General features: G+C 50.0%; 25 protein-coding genes. 4 read left to right on the top strand and 21 right to left on the bottom strand.

The window, feature by feature from the left end:
* Positions 1-338: 338 nt before the first annotated feature.
* Positions 339-1,613, bottom strand: coding sequence for a cation:dicarboxylate symporter family transporter (locus tag HP567_RS10595; protein ID WP_173608739.1), 1,275 nt, complete (start codon positions 1,611-1,613; stop codon positions 339-341).
* Between the two features lie 263 nt (positions 1,614-1,876).
* Here HP567_RS10595 and ytvI point away from each other — a divergent pair, with 263 nt between their 5' ends.
* Both ytvI and HP567_RS10585 read left to right on the top strand, forming a co-directional pair.
* The gene (ytvI, locus tag HP567_RS10590; protein WP_173608740.1) at positions 1,877-2,908 is read left to right on the top strand and encodes a sporulation integral membrane protein YtvI; all 1,032 of its coding nucleotides are present in this window, start codon (positions 1,877-1,879) and stop codon (positions 2,906-2,908) included.
* Between the two features lie 93 nt (positions 2,909-3,001).
* Positions 3,002-4,246: a pyridoxal-phosphate-dependent aminotransferase family protein gene (locus HP567_RS10585; RefSeq protein WP_173608741.1), complete on the top strand. Its 1,245-nt coding sequence runs from the start codon at positions 3,002-3,004 to the stop codon at positions 4,244-4,246.
* A gap of 37 nt (positions 4,247-4,283) precedes the next feature.
* Here the strand turns inward: HP567_RS10585 and HP567_RS10580 are convergent, their stop codons facing one another.
* The 13 genes from HP567_RS10580 to HP567_RS10520 form a co-directional block, all read right to left on the bottom strand.
* Positions 4,284-5,603 carry a (Fe-S)-binding protein gene (locus HP567_RS10580; RefSeq protein ID WP_173608742.1) on the bottom strand — a complete coding sequence of 440 codons (1,320 nt, stop codon included), beginning with the start codon at positions 5,601-5,603 and terminating at the stop codon, positions 4,284-4,286.
* Positions 5,596-7,011, bottom strand: coding sequence for an FAD-binding oxidoreductase (locus HP567_RS10575; protein ID WP_173608743.1), 1,416 nt, complete (start codon positions 7,009-7,011; stop codon positions 5,596-5,598). Before HP567_RS10575 ends, HP567_RS10580 begins: the two co-directional genes overlap by 8 nt.
* A gap of 27 nt (positions 7,012-7,038) precedes the next feature.
* A complete protein-coding gene (gene murQ / locus HP567_RS10570; RefSeq protein WP_173608744.1) occupies positions 7,039-7,947 on the bottom strand; it encodes an N-acetylmuramic acid 6-phosphate etherase in 909 nt (302 codons plus the stop codon).
* Between the two features lie 44 nt (positions 7,948-7,991).
* A complete protein-coding gene (locus HP567_RS10565; RefSeq protein ID WP_173608745.1) occupies positions 7,992-8,960 on the bottom strand; it encodes an ABC transporter ATP-binding protein in 969 nt (322 codons plus the stop codon).
* Complete coding sequence (locus tag HP567_RS10560; RefSeq protein ID WP_173608746.1) at positions 8,957-9,931, bottom strand: ABC transporter ATP-binding protein; 975 nt, start codon at positions 9,929-9,931, stop codon at positions 8,957-8,959. The genes HP567_RS10565 and HP567_RS10560 overlap by 4 nt, the downstream gene beginning before the upstream one ends.
* Positions 9,932-9,949: 18 nt before the next feature.
* Positions 9,950-11,170 (bottom strand): serine hydrolase domain-containing protein, encoded by a 1,221-nt coding sequence (locus tag HP567_RS10555; RefSeq protein WP_173608747.1) that lies wholly within the window; start codon positions 11,168-11,170, stop codon positions 9,950-9,952.
* 25 nt (positions 11,171-11,195) lie between these two features.
* Positions 11,196-12,029, bottom strand: coding sequence for an ABC transporter permease (locus HP567_RS10550; protein ID WP_173608748.1), 834 nt, complete (start codon positions 12,027-12,029; stop codon positions 11,196-11,198).
* A gap of 15 nt (positions 12,030-12,044) precedes the next feature.
* Positions 12,045-12,986 carry an ABC transporter permease gene (locus HP567_RS10545; RefSeq protein WP_173608749.1) on the bottom strand — a complete coding sequence of 314 codons (942 nt, stop codon included), beginning with the start codon at positions 12,984-12,986 and terminating at the stop codon, positions 12,045-12,047.
* A gap of 72 nt (positions 12,987-13,058) precedes the next feature.
* Positions 13,059-14,594 (bottom strand): ABC transporter substrate-binding protein, encoded by a 1,536-nt coding sequence (locus tag HP567_RS10540; protein WP_173608750.1) that lies wholly within the window; start codon positions 14,592-14,594, stop codon positions 13,059-13,061.
* Between the two features lie 27 nt (positions 14,595-14,621).
* Positions 14,622-15,842 carry an anhydro-N-acetylmuramic acid kinase gene (locus HP567_RS10535; RefSeq protein WP_173608751.1) on the bottom strand — a complete coding sequence of 407 codons (1,221 nt, stop codon included), beginning with the start codon at positions 15,840-15,842 and terminating at the stop codon, positions 14,622-14,624.
* A 318-nt stretch (positions 15,843-16,160) separates the two neighbouring features.
* Complete coding sequence (locus HP567_RS10530; protein WP_173608752.1) at positions 16,161-16,538, bottom strand: VOC family protein; 378 nt, start codon at positions 16,536-16,538, stop codon at positions 16,161-16,163.
* Between the two features lie 5 nt (positions 16,539-16,543).
* A complete protein-coding gene (locus tag HP567_RS10525; RefSeq protein ID WP_173608753.1) occupies positions 16,544-16,909 on the bottom strand; it encodes an MmcQ/YjbR family DNA-binding protein in 366 nt (121 codons plus the stop codon).
* 76 nt (positions 16,910-16,985) lie between these two features.
* The gene (locus HP567_RS10520; RefSeq protein WP_229087983.1) at positions 16,986-17,810 is read right to left on the bottom strand and encodes an AraC family transcriptional regulator; all 825 of its coding nucleotides are present in this window, start codon (positions 17,808-17,810) and stop codon (positions 16,986-16,988) included.
* 170 nt (positions 17,811-17,980) lie between these two features.
* Between HP567_RS10520 and HP567_RS10515 the strand changes: the two genes are divergently transcribed.
* Positions 17,981-18,763, top strand: coding sequence for a YheC/YheD family protein (locus tag HP567_RS10515; protein ID WP_312027529.1), 783 nt, complete (start codon positions 17,981-17,983; stop codon positions 18,761-18,763).
* A gap of 36 nt (positions 18,764-18,799) precedes the next feature.
* Here the strand turns inward: HP567_RS10515 and mscL are convergent, their stop codons facing one another.
* Genes mscL through HP567_RS10500 form a run of 3 tightly spaced genes read right to left on the bottom strand, consistent with a single transcriptional unit; the run spans position 18,800 to position 21,063 of the window.
* Complete coding sequence (gene mscL / locus HP567_RS10510; protein WP_173608756.1) at positions 18,800-19,264, bottom strand: large conductance mechanosensitive channel protein MscL; 465 nt, start codon at positions 19,262-19,264, stop codon at positions 18,800-18,802.
* A gap of 13 nt (positions 19,265-19,277) precedes the next feature.
* A complete protein-coding gene (locus tag HP567_RS10505) occupies positions 19,278-20,210 on the bottom strand; it encodes a nucleoside hydrolase (RefSeq protein WP_173608757.1) in 933 nt (310 codons plus the stop codon).
* Between the two features lie 4 nt (positions 20,211-20,214).
* Positions 20,215-21,063 carry a nucleoside hydrolase gene (locus HP567_RS10500; RefSeq protein ID WP_173608758.1) on the bottom strand — a complete coding sequence of 283 codons (849 nt, stop codon included), beginning with the start codon at positions 21,061-21,063 and terminating at the stop codon, positions 20,215-20,217.
* 216 nt (positions 21,064-21,279) lie between these two features.
* Between HP567_RS10500 and HP567_RS10495 the strand changes: the two genes are divergently transcribed.
* Positions 21,280-21,621 carry a hypothetical protein gene (locus HP567_RS10495; protein WP_173608759.1) on the top strand — a complete coding sequence of 114 codons (342 nt, stop codon included), beginning with the start codon at positions 21,280-21,282 and terminating at the stop codon, positions 21,619-21,621.
* Positions 21,622-21,962: 341 nt separating this feature from the next.
* On the opposite strand, the gene HP567_RS10490 is transcribed toward HP567_RS10495, so the two are convergent.
* The 4 genes from HP567_RS10490 to HP567_RS10475 are packed head-to-tail and all read right to left on the bottom strand — an operon-like array spanning position 21,963 to position 25,758.
* Complete coding sequence (locus tag HP567_RS10490; protein ID WP_173608760.1) at positions 21,963-22,178, bottom strand: hypothetical protein; 216 nt, start codon at positions 22,176-22,178, stop codon at positions 21,963-21,965.
* A gap of 53 nt (positions 22,179-22,231) precedes the next feature.
* Entirely contained in the window at positions 22,232-23,443 is a 1,212-nt protein-coding gene (locus HP567_RS10485; protein WP_173608761.1) for an ABC transporter permease, read from the bottom strand.
* Positions 23,430-24,161 carry an ABC transporter ATP-binding protein gene (locus HP567_RS10480; RefSeq protein ID WP_173608762.1) on the bottom strand — a complete coding sequence of 244 codons (732 nt, stop codon included), beginning with the start codon at positions 24,159-24,161 and terminating at the stop codon, positions 23,430-23,432. Before HP567_RS10480 ends, HP567_RS10485 begins: the two co-directional genes overlap by 14 nt.
* 4 nt (positions 24,162-24,165) lie before the next feature.
* Positions 24,166-25,758, bottom strand: coding sequence for an efflux RND transporter periplasmic adaptor subunit (locus HP567_RS10475; RefSeq protein WP_173608763.1), 1,593 nt, complete (start codon positions 25,756-25,758; stop codon positions 24,166-24,168).
* Between the last annotated feature and the right edge of the window lie 59 nt (positions 25,759-25,817).

Raw genomic sequence — 25,817 nt, 5'->3', positions numbered from 1 at the left:
TACCCACTTCAAGCGAGAGTTTTTATTGTCTTAAAAAGCCGCGTAGAAGAAGCGCATTTCCAGTCCAAGCGCCTCTGGAGCCCGCCCTAGCGTAGTAATAAATGGCGGGGGTTTTCAGCTTCACTTATGGAATACTTCCTCGAAACTTCTACGTTTGAAGCGCTCCCGCCATTTATTGCGAAGCGGACAGTCTTCACCCCTTGCAGGGCGGAGGCCGAAGCGTAGACTGGAAATGCGCTTCTTCCCACCACCCTAGCCACTTTTTAAAACAAAACAAAAAGCCCCCTGCCAGCTAAATTCACTGACAGGAGGCTTCTTAAAATTATTAATAGCTTAGATTAAGCCGCACTTGGATCGGCTTTTACTGCCTGAACATAATCGTCTGCTTTCTTTTGGTCGAACTGACCTTCCCAACGGGAGATTACGATTGCTGCCAACGCATTACCTACAACGTTAACAACTGTACGAGCCATATCCATCAAACGGTCTACACCGGCGATGAAAGCAAGACCTTCTACTGGGAGACCTACAGAGCCGAGCGTAGCCAACAGTACTACGAACGATACTCCCGGTACACCAGCGATCCCTTTGGACGTAACCATCAGTACGAGCATCAGCGTGATCTGTGTGCTGATTGGCATGTGAATACCATACATTTGCGCAATGAACAGAGCAGCCAGTGCCTGGTACAGTGTGGAACCATCCAGGTTGAAGGAGTAGCCTGTCGGAATAACAAAGGACGCGATCGCCTTCGGACAGCCCATCTTCTCCATTTTTTCCATGATTTTAGGCAGTACAGTCTCGGAGCTGGAAGTGGAGTAAGCCAACAACAGCTCGTCCTTCAGTACACGCAGGATGGAAGTGATTTTGACTCCGCTGATACGCGCGATGATGCCCAATACCACCAAAATGAAGAACAACATGGCAACGTGAACCAAAATAACCAGTTTCCCCAATGGAATCAAGGAAGACAAACCAAATTTGGAAACGGTAACACCAATCAATGCAAAAACACCAAACGGAGCAAAACGCATGATGGTGTTCACAACCCAGAACATGGCGTCCGCGACTCCATTGAAAAAGTTGAGAACCGGCCTTCCCTTCTCGCCTGCTGCTGCGACACCAAGTCCAAACAGAACGGAGAAGAAAATAATCGCTAACATATCACCACGAGCAAGAGAATCAAAAATATTCGTTGGTACAATCTTAACGAATGTTTCCACCATACCGTGGCTCTGTGTTGATTCTGCCGTGTCTACATACTTGTGGATATCAGTCTTGGTAAGGACTGTTCGGTCCACACCGACACCCGGTTGAAAGATGTTCGCCGCCAAAAGACCAACGATAATGGCAATCGTGGTAACGATTTCAAAATACAAAATTGTCTTACCACCGATTTTGCCCAACTTCTTCATGTCACCTACGCCTGCTACGCCCACAATAAGCGTGGCAACAACGATCGGAACGACAATCATTTTAATCAATCGGAGAAAAATATCACCGATAGGCTGTAAATAGGTCGCCACTGCCGGGTTGCCGTAAAAAATAGCACCCACCAGGATACCCAGAATGAGACCGACGACAATTTGCATCGCTAATCCAAACCGCTTCATTCTGACACCTCGCTATGAAAGATTAAGATGTAGCTCTCAAGTCGATATGCTTATACGCATCAAACTTGAGTGGTATATAGGTGAGCATCATATCATGAATTTTTGTGTTTTCCCCTTTTTTGTATTCTTCTTATTTCTTTATTTTTTCTGATAATCTCTATCAATTTCGTGCTATGATTGGGTTCATTGTGTTCGCTTCTGGAAAAATGATAAAATAAGGGAATCAATTTTCAGCGATTTTTCATTCAGAATGGAGCGCAGTCATGACGATTCGGAAAATGATCATCCTGCTATTAGTTCTAGCAGTCGGGTTGTTTCTTTTGCCTTACTCCGTCCCCTTTTTGCTAGCACTGTTAACAGCAATTCTGGTTGAACCGCTCGTCTTATTCCTTACCAAAAGGCTACGAATGAATCGATTGAGTGCGGTAATCGCATCCTTTTTCCTCTTCCTCATTTCTTTTGGGATCATACTGTACTGGATCGGTACGCAGATTGTGGTTCAGGGAATTGTTTTGGCTCAGCGATTACCGGCCTTTTCGCAGCATATTTTTGAGTTGGTCGAGTCCTATTTGATGAGCTGGGAAACGTACTATGCGTCATTACCTGCCGAAACCGTATCGGAAATCCAGAGCGTCTTCGCTGGGCTTAAAAACTGGGCGCTTACTTCAGCCTCCACGATTGCCAAAGGTATTCTCGGTGTGGCAGCCATCGTTCCGGGCTTTTTGATCTCTACGATTATTTACTTGGTTGCCTTGTTTTTGATCAGTCTCGATTTGCCGAAATTGCGTGCGGGCTTCATGCGAATGTTCACGGTGTCTGCTCGTGAAAAGGTCGAGGTGGTTATCTCTCAATTGAACCGTGCCACCGTTGGTTTTTTACGTGCCCAAATCATCTTGAGCCTGATGACGTTCACGCTGTCCTTTTTGGGATTACTCATTTTACAGGTCAAGTATGCAGCCGTCATTTCGCTCATGATCGTTTTCGTCGATATTCTCCCCATCTTGGGGGCAGGCTCGTTCCTCGTTCCATGGGCTATTTACAACTTCTTGATGGGCAACTCTTATTTGGCAATCGGCCTGATCGTCATCTTCCTCGTGATTACGGTCGTCCGCCGCATTATTGAACCCAAGGTACTCGCATCTAATCTGGGAATTAGCGCCCTAGCCGCTCTTGTCAGCATGTTCCTCGGATTTCAGGTGATTGGATTTTTCGGGCTGATACTCGGTCCAGCGCTCGTCATTATCTACGAGGCGCTGCGAAAAGCTGGCTTCTTGAATTTCAAAATAGATTTTTGATGGGCATAGAAGTTTGGTAGTGCTACGGCCGTTTTTTCCGGTGATGAAATCGGAGAATCGGCCGTTGACATAGAAAGATCTGGGGGAGAGCTTATGTGTGCGTACAAAGAACTGACCACCTCACAACGAACAATCATGACGCCAGGGCCCGTCGAGGCCGAGCCTAGTGTTCTTCGCGTGATGGGTTCACCCATTCTGGGGCAATTCGATCCAGAATTCACGAACATTATGAACGAAACAATGGAAATGCTTCGGAAATTGTTCCAGACATCCAATCATTGGGCATTCCCGATAGACGGAACCTCCCGTGCGGGCATTGAGGCCGTTTTGTGTAGCATAATCGAACCAGGAGATCGGGTGCTTGTACCCATTTATGGACGATTCGGGCACTTGCTTACAGAGATTGCGGAAAGGTACGGCGCAGATGTGATTACGATGGAAACGCGCTGGGGAAGTGTCTTTGAGCCGCAGGACGTGATTGCTGAAATCGAGCGAGTTCAGCCCAAAATCGTAGCAATGGTTCACGGCGAAACATCCACTGGCTGTGTTCAGCCTTTGAAAGAAATCGGGGAGGCTTGCCGCCGGATGGATGTCCTGTTTGTCGTCGATGCTGTCGCCTCTATCGGCGGGACAGAAGTGAAGGTGGACGATTGGTATATCGACGCATGTATTGGCGGCACACAAAAATGCTTGTCTGTCCCCTCTGGAATGGCTCCTATCACGTTTAATTCTCGTGTAGAAGCACTCTTGCTCCAACGGAAAAAAATTGAGCGTGGACTCGCTGATCCCTCTGCTCCGAAATCTGCTCAAACCCGAACGATTCGCAGCAATTATTTTGACTTGAGCCAGCTCATGGATTACTGGGGACCCGCACGGCTGAACCACCATACGGAGGCGACAACGATGTTGTACGCCTTGCGAGAAGGTGTGCGCATTGCCCTCACAGAAGGCCTGGAGGCGAGATTCGCCAGACATCGCTTGCATGAACAAGCCTTGGTCGCTGGTGTGTTGGCGATGGGTTTGCAGCTCTACGGCGATCCGGCTTGCAAGCTTCCTGTCGTGACCTGTATCAAAATTCCTGAGGGGCTCGACGGAGAGTCAGTGCGTGCCATGCTGCTCGAAGATTTTCATATTGAAATTGCCAGTTCCTTTGGGCCGTTAAAAGGGACAATCTGGCGGATTGGCACAATGGGCTACAGCTGCAGGAAGAAAAATGTATTGCATGTGCTAGGGGCGTTGGAAGCGGTTCTTCTCCGGCATGGCGCCCGTGTACACGCAGGACGCGCCGTTCAAGCTGCGTTGGATATCTACGATCAGGAAAAAGCACAAAGCAGCTAGCCCCTCTTAAGCGGAAAAAGCCTTTGTCCTTCCCCACTTACTCAGGGGGAGACAAGGGCTTTTCTTTCCGCTGCACACGTGCCAATAAATCGACGATGTGTACGGCCTCCATCTTTCCTTCCAGTCCCGCTCGATGAATGCCTGCTTTCATTTGCAACAGACAGCCCGGATTCGAAGTCACTAAAATGTCTGCTTGAGTAGCTGCTACATGACCCATTTTTTCATCCAAAAGGCTCCCGGCCATCTCAGGCTGCACCAGATTGTAAATGCCAGCTGAACCGCAGCAGCGATCTCCTTCGCGAAGTTGTACGTATGTAGCACCCGGAATGGCTTGCAAGAGGTTCACTGGCTCTTTTGTCACCTTCATCCCGTTACGCAGGTGGCACGAGGATTGATAGGTGATTCGTTGCGGCAAGGACTGCCACTCTTTTGGCTCAACGAGGAGTGTAAGTACCTCGCTAATATCCTTCACGCGTGAAGCGAACCATTGTGCTCTCTCCTGCCACTCGGCATCTTCCGCAAGCAAATGGTCGTAATCTTGCAGCATCGCCCCGCAACCACCTGCATTGGATACAATGATATCCACGTCAGCCTTGTGAAAAGCAGCCACATTTTTTCGCGCCAGATGGCGGGCCTGTTCACGTTCACCGCTATGTGCATGGAGAGCACCGCAGCAAACCTGGTCTGGAGCGATGATGACCTCACAGCCTGCCTCACTCAGAAGCCGCACGGTGTTGCGATTCGTCTCATTGAACAGGACATCCATGATGCAGCCGTGGAACATTCCTACACGATACTTGCGCTCGCCTGCCGCTGGAATAACCGTGCCACCGAAAAAGTCCACGATACCTTTTCCAGAAGCTTCTGGCATGATCGCTTCCATTTCCCGCATTTGCTTTGGCAGAATGGACAGCACTCCCAGCTTGCGAACGACTTTTTGCACGCCTGAACGCTGATAAAAGCGCAACAGCCCACCGAGCTGGTACATGCGCTTCTGATGAGGAAACAGGTGGAAAAACGCGAGCTTGCGGACGAGTTTGACCCACCATGGATGCTCCTGCACCTCTTCGATCGCTTCTCTCGTCTGCTCGATCAGTTGACCGTACGGCACACCTGCTGGACATACTGGCTCACATGCCCGGCAGCCTAGACATAGATTCATTTGATCGACGAAATCCTTGTCCGGCTCCATGACACCGTCTGCTACAGCTTTCATCAAGGCGATGCGACCTCGTGGAGAAGCTGCCTCGTAGCCTGTTTCCCGAAAAGTCGGACAAGCTGGCTGACAGAAGCCACAGCGCATACAGTTGGACAGTTCATCGTAATCGAGTTTCTTTTCCAAGGCTTCTTTAAGCACGCTGGATCACCACTCTGTTCCGGGACTCTTTGGCAAACATCTTGTCAGGATTCAGTAGATTGTGAGGATCGAAAGCGTGCTTGATGCCTTTCATGATCTCCATACCTGCGGCTCCTACTTTCCACTCCAAATACGGTGCCTTGACGATCCCTACACCATGCTCTCCCGTAATCGTTCCGCCCAAATCGATTGCCGCTGCGAAAATTTCCTCGAAAGCATGCTCGACACGCTCGATCTCTTCCGTATTGCGGGCGTCTGTCATGCAGGTCGGATGCAAATTGCCGTCTCCCGCATGGCCAAAGGTGCAAATGCGCAGACCGTATCGCTCTGTAATCTCTTGGATCGCGGCGACCATCGGCGCAATCGAGGCGCGAGGAACGGTTGCGTCTTCCAAAATGGTCGTCGGACGCATCCGTGACAACGCGGCGAGTGCACTGCGTCTGGCCGTCATCACCTCATCAGCTTCCTCCGCTGTCGTCGCTACCTTGATTTGGACCGCATTATTCTTCTCGCAAATCGCAGCGATCTGCCCCATATCTCGATCAACCGTCTGCGGCTCTCCGTCCTGTCCGATCAGGAGGATCGCCGCGACATCTGTCGGTAGCCCGATCTGTTTGAAATCCTCGACAACACGGATCGTGCCCTGATCGAGAAATTCCAGCGTGCCAGGGATGATCCGATTGGCAATGATATCGGAAACAGACCTCGCTGCCTGTGCCATATCTGAAAACATCGCGAGCATAACTCGCTGTGTCTGCGGCTTCGGAATCAGCTTGAGAATAGCCTCGGTAATGATCGCCAATGTGCCCTCGCTGCCGACCAAAAGTTTGGTCAGATCATAGCCCGCCACATCCTTCATCAGCTTACCTCCGGTGCGAATGACCTCTCCGTTCGGCAAAACAGCTTCGAGACCCAGCACGTAATCCTTGGTTGTCCCGTACTTCAACCCGCGCAGTCCACCCGAATTAAGCGCAATATTCCCGCCAATCGTGGAGATGACCATACTGCCTGGATCGGGTGGGTAAAACAAACCGAGCTCCTCTACCGCCTGATGGATGTCGACCGTTCGTACCCCCGGCTGCACCGTTATCGTCAAATTTTGCTCGTCAATCTCTACAATCTGATTCATCCGGCTCAACACCAAAACAATTCCGCCCCCGACTGGTATCGTTCCACCGCATAGATTAGAGCCAGCCCCACGCGTCACAATCGGGATGTGGTGTCGTGCTGCAACTCGCATGACCTGTTGGATTTCGGCAGTGCTCTGCGGCATGACGACCACATCCGGCAATGCCTGCTGCATTGGCGTCGCATCATACGAATAAGCGACTAATGCTTCCTGTTTGTCGAGACAGTTTTTCGCTCCGACGATAGCACGCAGCTCTTCGCGAATAGATTCTGGCAACATGGAATCTCTCCACCCTTTCCCATGAACTTAGTCCAACTGCGAAATTGCTTCCCTGATTCTTCCATTGGTAACATTCAACAAACGAGTGGCTTCTTCCCTGCTCGATCCGGTTAGCTTCATGATAATAGCTGTCTTCGCATCACCGTCTGCCTGATCAGCCAGTTGCTCCGCTTCCTCGTAACTCGCTCCGGTTATTTCCATGATGATCCGCTTTACTCGTTCTTTTAGCTTGAGGTTGGTCGCTTGCACGCTGACCATCAAATTTCCGTACACTTTGCCCAAGCGAATCATCGTCGCTGTCGTCAGCATGTTCAGCACCAGCTTTTGGGCCGTTCCTGCCTTGAGCCTCGTCGATCCGGTCAATACTTCCGGTCCTACGACGACATTAATTGCTACATCTACGCCTTCATTGATGTACGAAGGCTTGTTGCAAGAGACAGCAATCGTCTTGGCTTTGATCCTCTGTGCCTCCGCCAAAACACCGAGAACATACGGAGTCCGTCCGCTGGCTGCGATCCCTACGACCACATCATTTTTGGTCACACCGTATTTATGCACATCTTCTTGACCCAGTTCAAAGGAATCCTCTGCGCCCTCTACCGCGCGTACCATTGCGGATGGCCCGCCTGCTATCACGCCTTGAACGAGCTCAGGGTGGGTACCAAAGGTGGGCGGGCACTCGGACGCATCCAAAATTCCTAAACGTCCACTCGTTCCAGCACCAAAGTAAAACAGTCTTCCGCCCTTTTCCAGTACGTGTGTGATAACCTCTACCGCATCAGATACTTGATCGAGGACGCGCTCTACCGCATATGGAACTTTCTTGTCTTCATCGTTCATCATTTGTACGATGCCTCGGGCACTCAATTGATCCAAATCACTGCTGCCCTCGTTTTTTCCTTCAGTCGTCAATGCTTGCAAGTTCTCCAGATTCATGCTCTATCGAACCTCCTTTTCAATCTTACTGCCCCATGTTCACTTCATGACTGATCCAAATGGCAAGTGACAAAGTGCCCTGTTGAAACCTCGCTAGCCACAGGAGCAACCGTTTTGCAAATGTCCATACAGTGGCGGCAACGCGGATGGAATGTGCAGCCAGACGGCGGATTCGCTGGACTCGGCAGGTCGCCCTCCAAAATGATCCGCTGGGTCGTCAAATGGGGATTTGGTACAGGCACCGCTGATAACAGTGCTTGTGTATAGGGATGCGTGGGTTTCTCGTACAACGATTGTTTATCCGCTACCTCCACCACTTTTCCTAGATACATAACCGCTACCCGATCAGAAATATGGCGGACGACACTCAAATCATGCGAGATAAACAAATACGTCAGATTGAACTCCTTTTGCAAATCTTGCATCAGGTTCAAAATTTGCGCCTGAATCGACACGTCCAGTGCAGACACAGGCTCATCGGCCACAATCAGCTTCGGGCGCAAAATCAGTGCCCTTGCTATGCCAATCCGCTGGCGCTGACCACCAGAAAATTCATGCGGAAAGCGATCCAGCTGCTGCTTGGAGAGGCCGACGATCTGGATCATCTCCTCCACTTGCTTGCGGCGTTCTGCTGAATTGCCGATGCCGTGGATGATGAGTGGGTCCTCCAAAAGCTGTCCGATTGTTTTACGCGGGTTCAGCGAAGCAAACGGGTCTTGAAAAACGAGCTGCATGTTGCGTCTGGCTCTACGCAGCTCTGATTCATTGAGCTTGCGGATATCCTGTCCTTCAAAAAAGACTTCTCCATCAGTCGGTTCAATCAAGCGCAGGATGCATCGTCCTGTCGTGGACTTCCCACACCCCGATTCGCCAACGATGCTGACAGTCTCGCCAGGATAAACAGCAAGGTTGACTCCATCGACGGCACGAACGACTTTTTCCTTGCTGAAGAATCCTTGCTTGCTCGTGAAATGCTTGGTCAATGATTTGACTTCCAATAGTGGTTGCCTCATTGCACGTCCTCCTCGCGATACAGCCAGCAGCGGCACTTTTGGTTGTCTGCGACAGGCGTAAGCTCTGGATTTTTCTCGCGGCAAATATCCATGACTTGTGAACAGCGCGGTGCAAAACGACAACCCGCAGGCATTTCGCTCAAAAGGGGCACCGAGCCCGGAATCGCATCCAAACGCACTTGGTTGACACTGACAGAAGGCATTGATTTCAAAAGCCCTCTCGTATACGGATGCTTCGGCTCGTCAAACAGTTGCTTGACGTCGGCTTCCTCTACGATTTGACCTGCATACATGACGATGACGCGATGACACATCTCCGCCACGACTCCCAGGTCATGTGTGATAAGCAGGATGGAAGTGCCTTGCTCTTGACGGACTTTTTTCATGAGTTCCAATATTTGCGCCTGAATCGTCACGTCCAAAGCCGTCGTCGGCTCGTCGGCAATCAAGAGCTTAGGCGCACAAGACATCGCCATCGCAATCATCACACGTTGACGCATCCCACCTGACAATTGGTGCGGATAGTCGGAAATGATTTCATCGGCACGCGGAATCCCGACTTCTTTCAAAAGCTCGATCGTCCGTCGCTTGGCTTCCTGTTTGGACAGTCCGAGATGCCGACGCAAGGGCTCGCTGATCTGTTTGCCGATCGAATGCAATGGGTTTAGCGAAGTCATCGGCTCCTGAAAAATCATCGCGATCTGATTGCCACGAATCGCTTGCATTTGTTTTTCCGTGAGTAAGAGCAGCTCCTTGTCTTGAAAACGGATGCTCCCGGTCATCTCTACATTCCGTCCCAAGAGCTGCATGATGGACATGCTGGTCACGCTTTTTCCACATCCGGATTCACCGACCACACCGACGGTTTCACCAGGCTCTACAGAGAGGCTGACACCCTCGATCACGGTCAGCTTTTTGCCTGCTTGGATAAAAGAAGTTCGCAAATCATCAATCGTAAGCATTGCTGCCATGAGTACTCCCCCTTTTCATCAGGATGTGTGGTCAGGTTTGATTACAGAAAATAATCGGTTATGGTGAGCGGTCCGCCACGCCCCGATCAACGGGCTCGCGACAAGATGCACGCGGTTTGTCAATGTAATCAGCGCCACGTTTCTCTCCGGGTCCGACCAGATCGACGTTCCTGTAAAGCCGGTATGCCCAAAGGCGCGTTCCGAAACAAGGTCTCCCCCACTACAGCCTGCGGCAAGTTGTTCCAAGGAACCGCCTGTCGGGGAAATGATCCACCCCAAACCTCTGCGATGAATCGAATGGTCTGTGAGTGAGCGAGTAGCCAAGGAACACAGCGTCGGATCAAGCTGTACGGAAGCCTTCCCACTCGTCCATATGTGGATGTAGCGCTCTGTATCAGCCAAGGTGGAAAAAAGTCCGGCGTGCCCGCTGACACCTTCCAAGCCATAGTGGGCGTTGCAATCGTGAACAGTGCCACTAATAACTCCTTCTCGCCAACCGTATCCGGTCAAAGCTTGCTGCCACTCCAGCGCCAAAGGATGTCTAGCTTCTGCTAGCTCCGATAAAAAATTCACCGCCATATTTTGTTCAAAGGCATTGCCCTTCTCCGTAGCAGCAATGTCCATTCCTTGCAGACGTGGTTGTTCCAGCGGCAAGTAGCTTGTATGAAACATTCGGCTCGGTTGAAAAATCAGTCGCTTCGAAAGCGCGTCCAGTTCCTCCTCCCAGATGCGCTCCAGTAAAAAGCCCAACAGCATGAATCCCAGATCGCTGTACACAACATTACGCCCCGGGGCATCCAGCATCGACTCGTTTGCGATGAGCCGCAAATAGTCCTCCCGATTTTTCCCTAGCAAAAAGTACGGACGCCATGCAGGAAGACCCGATGTATGTGTGAGCAGATGAATGATTTTAATCTGCCCTTTGCGTTCCTGATCGTGAGCGCTCGCTAATTCAGGCAAGTAGGTCGTCGCCGAGTCATTCAACGACAACTTGCCTTCCTGCACACTGATGAGGATGAGCGGCAAGGTCACCATCACCTTGGTCAAGGAGGCCATATCATACAGCGTTTGACAATGAACCGGCCTTCCCTCTTGTCCATAGCTTGTTTTTCCCATGCAGACCATCACAGCAGGCGCGCCTTTTCGCAGCATGCTGACAGCGCCTCCCGGAAAAATGCCCTGATGGATCCCTTGCGTCAGACTAGACTCCATTCGTTCTCTGATCTGTTGCACATTCATTCGTTCTCACCTCAGCCTATCGTTCCTATTTCCCACGATGACGCGGGTCGAGAATATCACGGACGGCATCCCCAAACATGTTGCAAGCAAGAATCGTCACCGTCATGGCAAGACATGGCCAGATGATCATGCCCGGAGCCAGCTCCATGTAGCGGCGCGCCTCTGAAATCATCCCACCCCATGACGGGTCTGGCGGCTGAATCCCCAAGCCCAAAAAGCTGAGGGCCGATTCTGTCAGGATCGCACCTGAAATCGCCAGAGAGGATTGAACCAGCAGCGGTGCCGTTACATTCGGAAAAATTTCTTGAAACAAGATACGCGGTGTACTCGCACCGATGGCACGAGCGCTTTCTACGTACTCCAGATTTTTGATAGAGAGAACAGCTCCCCTCACCGTCCGGGTGAAGATCGGGATGTTCACAATTCCGATGGCCATGATCGTGTTGAAGGTTCCCGGCCCTAATGCGGCGACAATCGCCAGCGCCAGCAAAATTTCCGGAAAAGCAAACAGAACGTCCATACAGCGCATGATAAAACCGTCAATCCAGCGCCCGAAGTAGCCAGCGATCAAGCCAAACAGCGTACCGAAAACGACGCTGACAAGAACGGCAGAAAGCCCAACCACCAGCGATACGCGCGCACCGTAGATAATGCGGCTCAAAAGATCACGACCAAATTGGTCCGTACCCAGCAAAAACTCACCCGAGCTGCCTTCCATCCGATGATCCTGAAACATTTGTGTCGGGTCATGCGGAGCCAACACCGGAGCCAGCACTGCCGTCAAACAGAGCAACGCCAGCAAAATGGAGCAGAAGACGGCTGTCTTATTCGCCAAAAAACGCTTTCGAAATGTGCTCATGTCGCATTCCCCTTGTCAATACTTGATACGCGGATCAATCCAGGTATAGATCAGGTCGATGAGCAGATTGACCAGGACAAACACCAGAGCGACGAACAAAACGCCTCCCTGTACAACCGGATAATCCCGCTGATAAATTCCTTCCAGAATGTACTGGCCCAAACCAGGAATCGAGAACAACTGCTCAACGATCACAGACCCGCCCAGCAGGTAACCGATCTGCATACCTGCGATCGTCACAATCGGAATCGAAGAGTTGCGGAACGCATGGCCCATGACGATTCTCCATTTACTGTTACCCTTGGCCCGTGCTGTCCGTATAAAATCTTTGTCCATGGTTTCCAAAAATGCAGAACGAGTCATCCGCATCACACCAGCAGCCACCACAATCCCCATCGTTGTCGCAGGCAGAATGAATACCTTGAACGCCTCGATTGGATTATCCCAGAAGTTCACCACATCAATAGGCGGGAACCAGTTGAAATAAAGTGAAAAGCCGAGCAAGAGCAGTGTCCCGATGGCAAAGTTCGGAACAGAAATGCCTAGTAGCGTAAACACACGAACCACGATGTCTGTTTTGGAATGAGCGCGAATAGCCGAGAGAATCCCGAACGGAATCGCGAGCACCCACCCAATCAGAACGCCAAATACAGTCAGTTGCATGGTAATGGCAAAGCGCTTGAGAATCTGGGGCAAAATCTCTTCTCCTGTGTGGACCGATACGCCAAAATTCCCTTGCAGGATTCCTGTGACCCAATGCAGGTACTGGTTAATCAAAGGCTGATCTAACCCCATGCTTTTATTCAACGCCGCAATCGCTTCCGGTGTGGCACTCGTTCCTAGCATGATGGAAGCTGGATCGCCCGGCACCAGATGCAGGATCGTGAAGATCAAGACGGATATGCCAAACAGGATGGGAATCAGGCTGGCGACACGTTTGATTAGATAAGATCCCACGAGTTTCCCTCCATATTTAGAAACTTGGCTCCGCCTAACCTCTGGCGGAGCCTTCATCACATGTATGCTACTTTACTTAATCGAAGTTTTGATCAGCGAGTATATTTCACCCGCTGCGGACGGCGTGAAATCGATGTTGTCACGAACCGCGTAGTAGTTTTTCGGAGATGTCAGGAACAGGTTGGGTGCATCTGCTACCAGCATGGATTGTGCTTGATCATACAGCTTTTTGCGCTCTGCTTGATCTACTGTCGTCAGTGCTTTTTGCACCAGCTCATCGTAGGCAGGGTTGGAGTAGTTCCACACGTTGGCAGAGCCAGTTGTCGAGAAGAAGAAACGCATGGAACGGTCAGCATCTACACCAGAAGTGTTGCGGCCTACCATCAAGTTCATATCCTTGGATTTCCACGTATCGATGTAGTTCCCCCACTCAAGCTGGTTGATCTTTGCATTGATGCCGATTGCTTTGAGCTGTTGTTGAATCACTTGTGCCGTTTCTACCATGTCTGGGTAAGTTGCTGCTGTTTCGATTTGGGTTTCGAAACCGTTTGGATAGCCCGCTTCCGCCAGCAATTGCTTCGCTTTTTCTACGTCTGTTTTGTAGGTCGGATAAGTAGCAGGGTCCAAAGCCGAGTTGGTCAAAGCAGGAGCGATCGGACCAGTCAGAGTCGCTTCCCCTTTCCAAACAGTCTGGATAATTTGGTTACGGTCAACGGCATAGCTGATTGCTTCGCGCACTTTTGGATTGTCAAAAGGCTTTTTGTTTACGTTCATGCCCAGGTAACTGTACTCCAAGGATTGGTAGTTCTTGATCTGTACGCCTGGCTTGCCTTCCAAGAGCTTCGCAGAATCAGCAGACACCATGCTGATATCGACTTTACCGGAGCGAATTGCAGCGAGACGCTCAGCCTCGTCCTTCATAATTTGGAACTTGATGGACTCTACCTTTGGCAGTTCTTTATTGAAGTAATCCGCATTTTTCTTCAGTAGGACATATTGTCCCGACTCACTTTTTTCCATTTTGAATGGACCAGTACCGATAGCTTCCTTGGTCAGGTCAGTGGAGCCTGCTGGCACGATAGAAGCATAGGCGCTTGCCGTATTTGCAACGAATGAGGCATCCGCATTTTTCAGCTTGAAGACAACCGTCGTTGGATCTTTCACTTCAATTGCTTCTACGCTGGAAAAATACGATTTCGCGATCGAACCCGTGTCTGGGTTCATGATTCGCTCAAAGCTGAATTTTACGTCATTTGCCGTCATGTCTTTGCCATTGTGGAATTTGACGCCTTTTTGCAGGAACATCGTGACCGTTTTTCCGTCCGGCGCAATCTCCCACTTCTCTGCCAGATTCGGTATGATGTTCATGTTCTCATCCAGCTTGGTCAAGCTATCGTAAATGAGCGCATAGACGCGCACACTGGATGCCGCTGGAACCTTGTGGGGATCATAGCCCACTGGCTCTTGCTCGGCTGCCACGATCAGTTCTGTTTTTGCTTGTCCTTCCGCTGACTTGCCTTGCTCTGCGGGTGCTGTTCCTCCACCAGAACAAGCGGAAAGCACGAGAGACAATGATAAGAAAAAGCCTGCCAATACTCGTTTTTTCACGATGGTACCCCCTCTGTTGTTCTCATGTTAGAAGCATATATTTCCTAACGGCACGGCCCTCTTCGCCCCTGTTACGGATGGCACATTGGATGGTCGTCCCATTAGTGTCTCATGACCCAAAATGGCAAAAGCGACGGCTTCCTTCGCATCGTCAGGCATCCCAAACTGCTGCGCCGTCATCACGGTCATTCCTGTCGGCAATTGACGCTGCAGCATGGAGAGAAGCGTCTGGTTATGAGCGCCTCCCCCTGAGACAATTACTTCCTCCACTTTGGTTGTTGGTAATACGAATTGCATGTAGGCGTTCGCAATTGTCGTAGCAGTCAATGCTGTCACGGTTGCCAACAGATCCGTCTGACTGATCCCGATTTGATTCGCATCATGGAACAGCTCTTGGGCAAAAGCTCTGCCGTATACTTCGCGGCCTGTGCTTTTCGGTGGCTTGATCTGGTAATAAGGGTCTTTCAGCCATTTTTCCAGTAACACTGAAGAGACGGTGCCGTTTGCGGCCAGCTTGCCACCCTCGTCATACCTCATCTGTCCGTTGGTCATGAGCTGGACGATTTGATCCATGATCATATTGCCAGGGCCCGTATCAAAAGCGACGACCTGATCGATAGCTGCACTTGCAGGAAGCAATGTGACATTGGCGATTCCACCAATGTTTTGCAGCAGTCTGCCTTTTTGCGGATGGCGGAACAAAATATAGTCCGCATACGGAACAAGCGGTGCACCTTCTCCATCAGCAGCCAAGTCTCGAGCGCGGAAGTTTCCCACTACCGGTATATCCGTACGCTCAGCCAGTGTGGACAGCTCGCCGATTTGCAAGGACGCCCTGACCTGTGTCATTCCTTGTGGTCCGGGAAATGGCGTCCGCCCGGCAACATGCCAAATGGTTTGTCCGTGCATACAGACTGCGTCTACTTCCGCTGTCGTGACACCAGCTTTTTGCAACAACTGCTGTACCGCATAGGCATACCATTCAGATAAGCCGTAATGAACCGCAGTCAGCTGATCCACTCTCGCTGTCTCTACACTACACAGATTCATGACCCACTCACGCAAGTCATCGGAGTATGGCATATAAAAAAAATCGCGGAGAGTCACATTTTCGATCTCGCCCTGTTCATCCGTGCGGATTTCTACGAGTGCGGCATCAATGCCATCCAGCGAAGTACCCGACATGAGGCCGATGAGTACATGCTCATTTTTCGCACGATAATCGAGCAAATTTGCAGGTTGATCCATGTCAAAAGCCCCCATATTGAGAATCGAGAATCGTTGAAAAATTCGAACCTGTTATCGCTTTCATTATATGTAGTAAAATTACACAAGTCAATCAGTTATTAGTAAATTTTATTTCTTTAAGCAACAACCAAGCACAGGTCTCACCCCTTTCAAGCTGTCTCAGCACCAGCCCGTTCTATTGAGAAAAACCAGCGATGTTATGGGTATGTTTTCCTATTAAAAAGTTTTATATATCAGCCAATGATTTCGTCTACAAACGCAAACAAGCCTAGCCTCTTTCACAAAGGCTCGGCTTGTCTTCTTATGGTAAGGATCGTATTAGGCAAACAAACTGATCAAGTTCCCATCCGGGTCTTTCACGATGGCATACCGCTGCCCCCAGAACGCATCCCATGGCTCACGGTGACTCTCGTATCCTTGGGAAACGATTTTCGTGTACAGCCCATCAAGCTCCGCAGCATCCCCACACAAAAAAGCCAGCTCAATCCGATGCCCGACAGGTGCTTCCCATCCTCCATATACACCCTTGGCAACTTCCATTGTATCAAAGGCGAGACGAACACCGTCCTGCGCTACCTCCACATGCGGCTCTTCATTTGCACCTTCGGGTATATCGAAACCGAGTACCCGATAGAAGTCCAACGCTTTTTTCATGTCCTGTACGACAATCCCTACCATATCAAGCTTGATTCCCACATCACTCACTCCTGTTCACTCTTGATTTCTTGCTGGACGCGCTTGGGCAGTTTTTGGAGCACCGTTTCGTACGCATGCTCGATCATCCTTTCCCATAAGCCTTCGGGAATGTCAGCGTCCAAGTAGACAGAATTCCAATGGGATTTATTCATGTGATAGCCAGGTACGATCCCTTCATATGTCTCGCGCAATTCCTCCGCACGCATCGGGTCGCATTTCAAGGTGAGGATGCGAACACCTTTGGAATCGCCCCCGATCATCGCAAATATTTTGCCTCCGACTTGGTAACGATCGCATTCCCAATCCATCTGATAGTCATGGGTGGCACCGGGCTGCTTCCGGCAGTATGTATCCAATGTTTGTTCATTCACATGAATTCACCATCCTTTCCTTAGGGTAACGCATCTCGCCAAAAGAAGATTGTAAAAAACGGACAACTTTTAAAGACTATCGATTCACACGATCTGGCGAGACAATTTTGCTTGGAGCTACACCGTAAAAAGTGTGAAAGCTCTTGATCAAGTGCGACTGATCGTAATAGCCACACTGGAGAGCGGCATCTGTAAACGAAGTGCGCGTTCCCTTTGCCAGCATTTGCAGCAGCCCTTGAAATTGAATGATTCGTCCGAGTTCCTTCGGGCTCATACCCAATTGCTGTTGAAACGTCCTGCGCAAGGTTCTCTCGCTGTAATTCACTTTCTCAGCGAGCGCTCCCATGGAAAGATTTCCTCTGTATTCATACAAATAGTTCATGCTTGTCAATAGCAACGGGTCTGCTGGATCATCCATCCACATTCGTTTGATAAGCTCCCGCTCCAACAAAACGATTCGCTCCGCCGTGTCGGAGGCTTCAAGCAAGCCTTCTATCACCTCATCCGCCTCTTTGCCCCAGATGTCTTCCAGATTGGGATGATGTCCGTTGATCATGGCGACGGGGTAGTGCAAAAAGCGGGCCGCTCCCTCAGCGTAAAATCGAATGCCGATCAAAGATTGTGGTTCGGTTACTAGCATGTCTTCGTACGTCCGCATCAGTCCCGTTAGAAATGCCCCCTTCTTTACAGAAGTAGCTCTGAGATTGAAAATGATATCGACGCAGCCATCCGGAATGACTCGGCTCGCATGTGCGATACCCTCGCCGTTGTACTCTGAGACCCAGTAGCAGGCGATATAGTTCGCCAAGCTTTTATTGGGCATGTACTCTCGGTAACGGTACTCATTTTGGACGTTCGCTCGTTGCAGAGTCGGAGGTTGCACTGGGCGATATAGCCGCATGATTTTCGCCATCCTTGTCCAATGATTAGAACATATATTCCCCCACAATTTTTGAAATCCTTCTCACTCCTCGGCATTTTTTGAAAAACGCCAGTCTCATCGGGAGCCAGCAAAAACGGTCGAGAATGTAGTTGCATATGCTGGAACGAATGGATTTTTCGTAAAGCGAGGTGCATGATGTGATCTCCTCCTCCAAGTGGAGTCTTCATCAGTTCTTTTCAAAAAGTCCTTACATTCGCCCTTACCTGCCGCCTACTTCTTTATATCAGCCCGAAAGCTTGGATTCGTATGTAGCGAAGTATTCTACTGTCTATATCAAACCGACGAGAACCCATATGGGAAAAGGGATTATTCGCGTCTGGAAAACGGATAGCGGGGGCTATCAATTTGTGAAGGAGCGCGGAGAGCCTATGCAGGCAGATTCTTTAGCTGACTTGAAGCAGAAGCTTGCCGCTCAATGCACAGAAAAAAATTATGTCATACAAAAAGGGCTGGATTTAGCTGAAATCGACGGTCGTCCCTTTGACATTCGTGTCATGATGATGCGCAATGGCTTGGGCAAATGGCAATATGCCGGCATGCTAGCCAAGGTCGCTGGTGCCGACAGCATTATTACCAATGTAGCTCGCGGCGGCGGATATGCCGTCACAGTCCCGCATGCCTTGAAAAAGTCTGGAGCTGTCACGCCCGACAAAATAAAAAGTATCGTCTCTCAGTTGATCCAAATCAGTCACCGCGTATGTGCCCACTTTAATAAATATCGGCACAGCGCGCAAATCGGCGTCGATTTTGCCATTGATAAAGCAGGAAACCTCTCCATTATTGAGGTCAATTACGACTTTCCTTCCCACGGGCTGTTTGCCAAGCTCAAAGACAAGACTTATTACCATACGATTAAAAGACTTCACTATCAGTATAAAAACCGTGTGAAACGAAAACAGAGGAAGGCATAATCGCCCTCCTCTGTTCGTTTGATTCCTGTATATGTCTTATTCGTGTGCCAATGCCGTTCCTTTTGTCTCCAGCATGGAGGTGCAGTTCGGGCAACGCGTAGCCTTGATTGGAATCGCGGAGATACAATGCGGGCACTCTTTGGTCGTTTCAGGTGCTTTCTCCACTTCTTGCTTGCGTTTGAAACGGTTGAGCTGCTTGATGACGATAAAAATAGAAAAGGCGATAATGACAAAATCAATCACGGAGTTGAGGAACAACCCGTAGTTCAGTGTGGCAGCATTAGCTTTTTTTGCTTCGGCGATGGTCGTATAAGGAACTCCACTCAAATTGATGAACAAGCCGGAGAAATCCACCTTGCCCAGAAGCAATCCGATCAATGGGGTAATAATGTCATTAACGAGTGAGGTAACAATTTTACCGAAAGCCCCACCGATCACGACACCGACAGCGAGATCCATTACATTTCCTTTTAACGCAAACTCTTTAAACTCTTTTAACATAATGACTTCCTCCTTACCTACCTAAAACATATTGTAAAAAATGGCTGACAAAGCGCTCATGATCGACCTCCAAGCACACGTCCACATTTGGCGGCTGCGCTGGATGTTCCCGTCTGTCCCCAATCGTACGGGCATCACTGGCTCCCCCGGACGTATCTACCGCAACATGCATCGGGACTGACTTCACAAACGTCGGATCAATGACAACACCTACCGCCAACGGATCATGCAGACCACAGCCGCGCAAATTGCCCACTGTTGCGTAGGCATTCATGTACACCTCACACATATCCGCGAAAACATGACTTAAGCGTGTATCCTTCGCTCTCCATTCCTGCAAGTGTTCGCGGGTAAGCAGCGTTTGCATCGTTACATCCAGGCCTACCAGCGTCACGGGAATACCAGACTGGAAGACGTACGCTGCGGCTTCCGGATCGGCACAAATATTCGCCTCCGCTACAGGCGTGCGATTCCCCGGCACCGTTACAGCTCCCCCCATCACGACCACTCGTTTGACAAGGGATACGATTTCTGGAGCAGCCATAATCGCCCGCGCCAAATTAGTCATGCTCCCGACGGTAACAAGCGTCAATTCGTGAGGATTTTCCTTCATCGCAGAGATGAGAAATTGTGTGGCACACTGTTGCTGAACCGTTGTCGCTGGATCTGGAAGGACGACATTGCCTAGCCCGTTTTCACCGTGGAACAGCCTTGCTTTTCCTGTAAGGTCGCGAACAATCGGCTTCGATGCCCCCTGATAGACAGGAATCGCAGGCACACCCAGCAGCTCGAGCACCTGTAAGGTATTGCGTGTTGCTTCCTCCACCGTAATATTGCCAAAAGTCGTGGTAATCCCACACACTTCAAGAGCAGGCGAGTGAACGGCATAAGCAATCGCCAGCGCATCATCAATCCCGGTATCTACATCCAAAATGATTTTTTCCATGCGCTTATACCCCTCCCTGATCCAAAACGGTTTGCAACCAGCGCTCTGCCTCTACGATCTCAACCTCAACACATACGGCCGTATCGGTTCCTACACTCGGTTTTGCCCGTAGATCGGCTAGAATGGCCCCCCGTGATAATTCGCTTTTGCATTCGACTGAGAGCTTCATCTGCTCCGTTCGCATTTTATCAGGCGAGAGAGCCGCGAGCATCGCTACCCATGCATGTAACCCACGAGCAGAAGCCGCGAACTGCATGTCCGACATCGTCGTTCTATCGATTAGACCCACTGCTTGTGCGAGACTTCCTAGCGTATGTACTTGCTCTTCCGTCAGACGAAACGAGCTGGTTGTATCGAATGGAACGAGCACAAGCGGCAAGCGTGCTGCCAAAACGAGCGCAGCTGCTTCCGGATCACCATGCATGTTTGTTTCGGCAATAGCCGTTACATCTCCTGGTACGCGTATCGCTCCACCCTGCACCACGATTCTCGTAAATTTACTGGCCAACAATGGATCACGCGCGACAGCCAGAGCTAGCGTCGTCAAACGATCAAACGTCACGAGCGTCAATTCACTTTCCTCATCTTGCGTGGTTTCTGCAAGGAGTCGTACACCTTCCGAGGTGGTCGTTTCTACCGTTCCTGAGAAAAGCGGCTGCCTGGCACCTGTAACGATTGGAATTTCATAACCTGGCTGTGCAAAATCAATCAGTTTGCTAGCCAAGCTTGACTGCGTGTCTCTGCAAATGATTCCTGCTACTTGAACATCAGACGATCGCAAAGCATACAGCAAGGCCAGCCCTTGTCCAAATCCACCGCAAAACTCGATGATCAACCGGTGTTTTTTTGCCACAATCTCATCTCCCGCTTCTCGCTATTGCCATTTGTCAAAACCGCTTTTCCTATGCTATCCAAATCAAGAGCAACCGTCAAATATCCAAATACTCATCTCTACCTTCTCTTCTCTTGCATCGAACGGATAACTATTTTACACTTATTCATGACTTCGACAAAAATCGCCATCACGCAAGACTAATGCGCCAAGCCATGCTAAAGGAGTATAACGGTCATGCCTTCGTTGAACCACTCAAACATGGATGCTATTTCTCTCGTGAAAAACCAACTGATCCAAGCGATTATGCTGCACCAAGCGAAGCCTTATCTGCCTGTTTGGGGAGAACTGTTTACAGCGTTACGGGAAATCCAAAAGGCAGGCCAGCATTCCCAGAAAAATATACACGTCTATTCCATCGAGCCGACAGGCGACCTCTGGTATTTGTACCGAGAGAATGTTTTTTCTGTCGATCTGCCTGGGATGGGCATCACGATTTCTCTCACACAGGAGCAATTTATTGATGCCTTGCTAAAAGGAAGCTTTCAACCTACCCTATCGATAACAAAGCCGTCATGAGAAACGAAACGGCTTTTTTTCATGCATTTTGGACAAAAAAAAGCCCCAAGATCAAATCTTGGGAGAGAGTAGTACGTTATATTCACGTGAATAAGCTTATTTTATATCCCACTACTCACTCATTCTAGCTGTATATTCAGGTAAATGTACCTATTATATCCTATGATCAAAAAAAAGAGGCGGCCCTTCTGCACAGATTGGGTGCCGCCATCCCGAACTTCCCCAAGTTCGTTCATATTCGAATTGTACTATGAAACAGTCCTATCGAAAAGTGTCAGGTTTTGTTTTCCTGTGAATTATTGCAAATCCCTGACGCCTGCTTAAGGCCATCAGGGAGCATTCTATTTGCTATCGTTGTTGAGCACATCAGCAGCTCTCGGTCCAAAAATGATATACAAATAGACATATTGGCTGACGCTAACGCGAGGAAAGACGAACGCAACACTGGCCTTGCCCTCTTGCTGTCTGACAAAATATCGCAATTTGCTTGTTTTGATCCTTTTCACAATGCGTGTCGCTTCTCGCCATGGTACGGAAAATTGAACGCTTTTTTCCATCAGCACCAACACCTCTCACGGCTAGTATGCCCCGGATTGGTAAAATTACACACTCACTCATACCGCAGTGCGTCAATTGGTTTGAGCTGTGCTGCTTTTCTCGCCGGATACACACCGAAAATGACACCGACCAATGTAGAGGTCAGAAACGCATACATGATCGGCGACAGACTAATTGAGGTTGCCATCTGACCGAGCTTGCTAACCAAAAACGCAGCCCCTACCCCTAAGGCAATACCAATCACCCCGCCAATCAGGCTAAGCGTAACCGCTTCGATCAAAAACTGACGGAGAATATCTCCCCGCTTCGCTCCAATCGCTTTGCGAATTCCGATCTCCCGTGTCCGCTCTGTGACAGAAACAAGCATAATGTTCATTACGCCGATTCCACCAACAATCAGCGAGATGGCAGCAATACCAGATAAAAGCGCCGTCATCGAGCTGGATACTGACTGTGCCGTGCTTAAAATGTCAGATTGAGACGTAATGCGGAAGTCATCGGCAGCTTGTGGCCGTAGTTTGTGATTGGAACGAAGGGCTTGCTGAATATCTTGTTGCGCCTTCTCCATCAAGTCCGACGATGCTGCCGAGACATAGATCGAGCCCACATTTTTGCCTCCGGTCAGCCTGTTCATCGCAGTGGTAATCGGAATCATGATCCGATCATCGTTGTTTGTCATGCCTGAACTACCCTGGCTCTGCAATACGCCAATGATCGTAAACGGAATCCGGTTGATCTGAACGGTTTGCCCCACTGGATTCGCTCCTTTAAACAGGTTGCTGACCACCTCTGTCCCCACGACAGCCACGTTGTATTGCATCTTCACTTCAAAATTGCTAAAGAAGCGTCCTTGTCCTACTTCTACATTCCTCACCTGCGGGAAATCGGCTGACGTCCCCTCGAGCATACTGGAATAGTTATTGCTTCCCCAAACAATCTGCCCCCGCGCATTGACGCTGGGAGCCACACCCGAAATGGACTCTTTTTGCATCAGGGTTTCTGCATCTGCCATCGTCAGCGTATTCAGAGAGCCAGCCCCAAGGCTTACCCTGCCTTGTGTCGCCTGACCAGGTGTGACAATCAACAGGTTGCTCCCTAAACCATTGATCTGTGAAGCAACAGACGTGGAAGTCCCTTCTCCGATCGCCACCATCGCGATAACAGCAGCCACACCGATGATGATTCCCAGCATCGTGAGGACGGAGCGCAAGCCATTTGCCCTGATGCTGCGAAAAGAAATGCGTACACATTCAAGAAAGCTCATCTGCTCTACCCTCCATCGACACCCTTCTGCGATCCTCCACCACTTCATCCGCGATGATTTGCCCATCGCGAAACCGGACGATCCTCTTGGCATACTCCGCAATATCAGGCTCATGTGTCACCAAAATAACCGTTTTGCCCGCATCGTTCAGCTTTTGAAAAATACCCATGATCTCTTCACTCGTCTTCGTGTCCAGCGCTCCTGTCGGCTCATCTGCGAGCAGAATGACGGGATCGTTGACGAGAGCTCGCGCAATCGATACGCGTTGCTGTTGTCCACCTGACAGCTCATTGGGCTTGTTGTTCAATCGCTCTGCCAGTCCGACACTGGTTAATGCCCGGATGGCTTTTTCTCTTCGTTCCCGTGCAGGCGTGCCTCCATATAACAGAGGCAACTCGACATTTTCGACTGCGGTTGTACGTGGCAACAGATTGAAATTTTGAAAAACAAAACCGATTTTCTGATTGCGGATGACTGCCAATTCATCATCATGGGCTTGTGATACAGGATAACCGTCCAAAAAAAATTCTCCCGAGGTAGGCTTATCCAGACAGCCAATCACATTCATCATCGAAGACTTGCCTGAACCCGATGGCCCCATGATTGCCACGAAATCCCCTTCCTCAATCGACAAGCTGACACCCCTGAGCGCATAAATCTCCTGGTCTCCGATGATGTACTGTTTTCTCAGCTCTTCTATTTGAATGACCGGTTTCATCTGCCTACCGTCCCCTTATCTGGACGCCCATTCCGCCGAATCCCGGCATACCGCCGCCCATTCGATTTCCATTTTGACTCGTTCCAGATGAGGTCTGTGTGTTCGCTAGGATGACGACACGATCTCCTTCAGTAAGCCCCTCTGTCACCTCTACCTGATCGGCAGTGAAGTATCCCATTTTGATTGGAACAAATCGATACGGCATATTCGCTCTGCCCTCTTTGCCTCCACTGCGGTTATTCACTTGCTTCGCCTCAGCCTGATTCCCTTCTGCTCCTTCACCAGCTTGTTGTGCAGCAGCATCCATTAGTACATACACGCCATCCTTGCCATTTTGCGTTTGCAGCGCTTGCGCAGGTACCACGAGCACATTTTTATGGGTTCCTCGTTCGATCGCGACGTTCATCGTCATTCCGATCTTCAATTTGTTATCCTGGTTTGCCACAGACAACAGCACATCGTAAGTGGTGACTCCAGCGTCAGTTTTCGCTTCCGGATAGATCAGCTTTACTTTTCCATGGAACGTCTCGTCCGCATAAGAACTCGTTGTAAACGTCACAGGCAAGCCTTCCTGCACTTTACCGATGTCGCTCTGGCTGATCTGGGCCAATACCTCTAAATTTCCGCTATTCGAATTATCCATGATAATGAAATCATTCCCGGGTATTTCGCCTACATTGCCATTCACCTGGACGATCACTCCGTCCATCGGTGCTTTCAAGGTGACAGCCCTCAATGCCTTCTGTGCTTGTTGCAACCCCGCTTTTGCCTGTTCCACCGCTGCTTTGGCTGATAGTACTGTGGCGGCATCCGGACCTTCATTGGCTTCCTGTAACTCTTCTTGTGCTGTTTGATACGCAGCCAATGCTTGCTCTACCTTCACACTGGCCTGCCCTGTCGTCTGTCCGGCAGTCAATACAGCCGAGTTGTAATCGCGTTTAGCTTGGTCCAACGAGGCTTGGGCACTGTCGAATTCGCTCTTGGCAATCGCACCTGCTGCGAACAAGGTCTGCTGGGAAGTGTACGTCTTCTGGGCATTCTCCAGGTTTGCCTTTGCCTTTTCTACGTCACTCGCCGCTTTCTTTCCGTCAATGTTTTGCTTGGCGAGCTCCCATTCGTTCTTGGTCTGATTGACGGCGGCTTGTAAAGAAGTGATTTCAGCAGGGCTTTTGCGCTTTTGCGCCTCCTCTAGCTTGGCTTGAGCCGACAATAGATTGGCTTCCGCATTCGTCACCTGGATTCTCGCTACAGAATCGTCCATCGTCGCCAGAATTTGCCCTGCCTTCACGGCATCACCAACGCCGACCTGAATAGTAGAGATCGCATCCTTGGCTTCTTCTGCATCAGAAAACGAGAGAGACGAGCGCTTGGAAGCCTGGACAGTACCTGATGCCTGCACGACTTCTGAGATGTCTCCCCTTTTTACCGTCTCCACTTGAAAAGCGGCCTGCGCCGTTTGTGGGGTAAAAAATGACTGGTAGCCAAATATACCTCCTGAAACGATCACGGCCCCGACAGCCAAAACTCCAACGATCCACCTTTTCCTGTTGCTTCCTGTCTTCGAAAACAACTCTCTCTTGTTCTCCTTGTGAGTCACGCTCAGTCCTCCTACCGTCTGCTTGATTGAAGACTTGTCTTTTTGGTTGCGACCACTAT

It is taken from the genome of Brevibacillus sp. M2.1A (genome assembly GCF_013284355.2).
GTDB lineage: Bacteria > Bacillota > Bacilli > Brevibacillales > Brevibacillaceae > Brevibacillus.
The sequence above is the reverse complement of the archived record's forward strand: the minus strand, read 5'-3'. Positions and strand labels throughout refer to the sequence as shown.

What these genes read in the sequence shown, in the direction of transcription:
- HP567_RS10490 (WP_173608760.1), bottom strand. Translation starts at nt 22,178, where the DNA reads ATGGAAAAAAGCGTTCAATTTTCCGTACCATGGCGAGAAGCGACACGC.
- HP567_RS10560 (WP_173608746.1), bottom strand. Translation starts at nt 9,931, where the DNA reads ATGGCAGCAATGCTTACGATTGATGATTTGCGAACTTCTTTTATCCAA.
- HP567_RS10565 (WP_173608745.1), bottom strand. Translation starts at nt 8,960, where the DNA reads ATGAGGCAACCACTATTGGAAGTCAAATCATTGACCAAGCATTTCACG.
- HP567_RS10555 (WP_173608747.1), bottom strand. Translation starts at nt 11,170, where the DNA reads ATGAATGTGCAACAGATCAGAGAACGAATGGAGTCTAGTCTGACGCAA.
- HP567_RS10505 (WP_173608757.1), bottom strand. Translation starts at nt 20,210, where the DNA reads ATGGAAAAAATCATTTTGGATGTAGATACCGGGATTGATGATGCGCTG.
- HP567_RS10575 (WP_173608743.1), bottom strand. Translation starts at nt 7,011, where the DNA reads ATGTTGCCAGAATCTATTCGCGAAGAGCTGCGTGCTATCGTCGGAGCG.
- HP567_RS10485 (WP_173608761.1), bottom strand. Translation starts at nt 23,443, where the DNA reads ATGAGCTTTCTTGAATGTGTACGCATTTCTTTTCGCAGCATCAGGGCA.
- HP567_RS10550 (WP_173608748.1), bottom strand. Translation starts at nt 12,029, where the DNA reads ATGAGCACATTTCGAAAGCGTTTTTTGGCGAATAAGACAGCCGTCTTC.
- murQ (WP_173608744.1), bottom strand. Translation starts at nt 7,947, where the DNA reads ATGAATCTGGAGAACTTGCAAGCATTGACGACTGAAGGAAAAAACGAG.
- HP567_RS10535 (WP_173608751.1), bottom strand. Translation starts at nt 15,842, where the DNA reads ATGGATCAACCTGCAAATTTGCTCGATTATCGTGCGAAAAATGAGCAT.
- ytvI (WP_173608740.1), top strand. Translation starts at nt 1,877, where the DNA reads ATGACGATTCGGAAAATGATCATCCTGCTATTAGTTCTAGCAGTCGGG.
- HP567_RS10495 (WP_173608759.1), top strand. Translation starts at nt 21,280, where the DNA reads ATGCCTTCGTTGAACCACTCAAACATGGATGCTATTTCTCTCGTGAAA.
- HP567_RS10520 (WP_229087983.1), bottom strand. Translation starts at nt 17,810, where the DNA reads ATGCGGCTATATCGCCCAGTGCAACCTCCGACTCTGCAACGAGCGAAC.
- HP567_RS10595 (WP_173608739.1), bottom strand. Translation starts at nt 1,613, where the DNA reads ATGAAGCGGTTTGGATTAGCGATGCAAATTGTCGTCGGTCTCATTCTG.
- HP567_RS10585 (WP_173608741.1), top strand. Translation starts at nt 3,002, where the DNA reads ATGTGTGCGTACAAAGAACTGACCACCTCACAACGAACAATCATGACG.
- mscL (WP_173608756.1), bottom strand. Translation starts at nt 19,264, where the DNA reads ATGTTAAAAGAGTTTAAAGAGTTTGCGTTAAAAGGAAATGTAATGGAT.
- HP567_RS10480 (WP_173608762.1), bottom strand. Translation starts at nt 24,161, where the DNA reads ATGAAACCGGTCATTCAAATAGAAGAGCTGAGAAAACAGTACATCATC.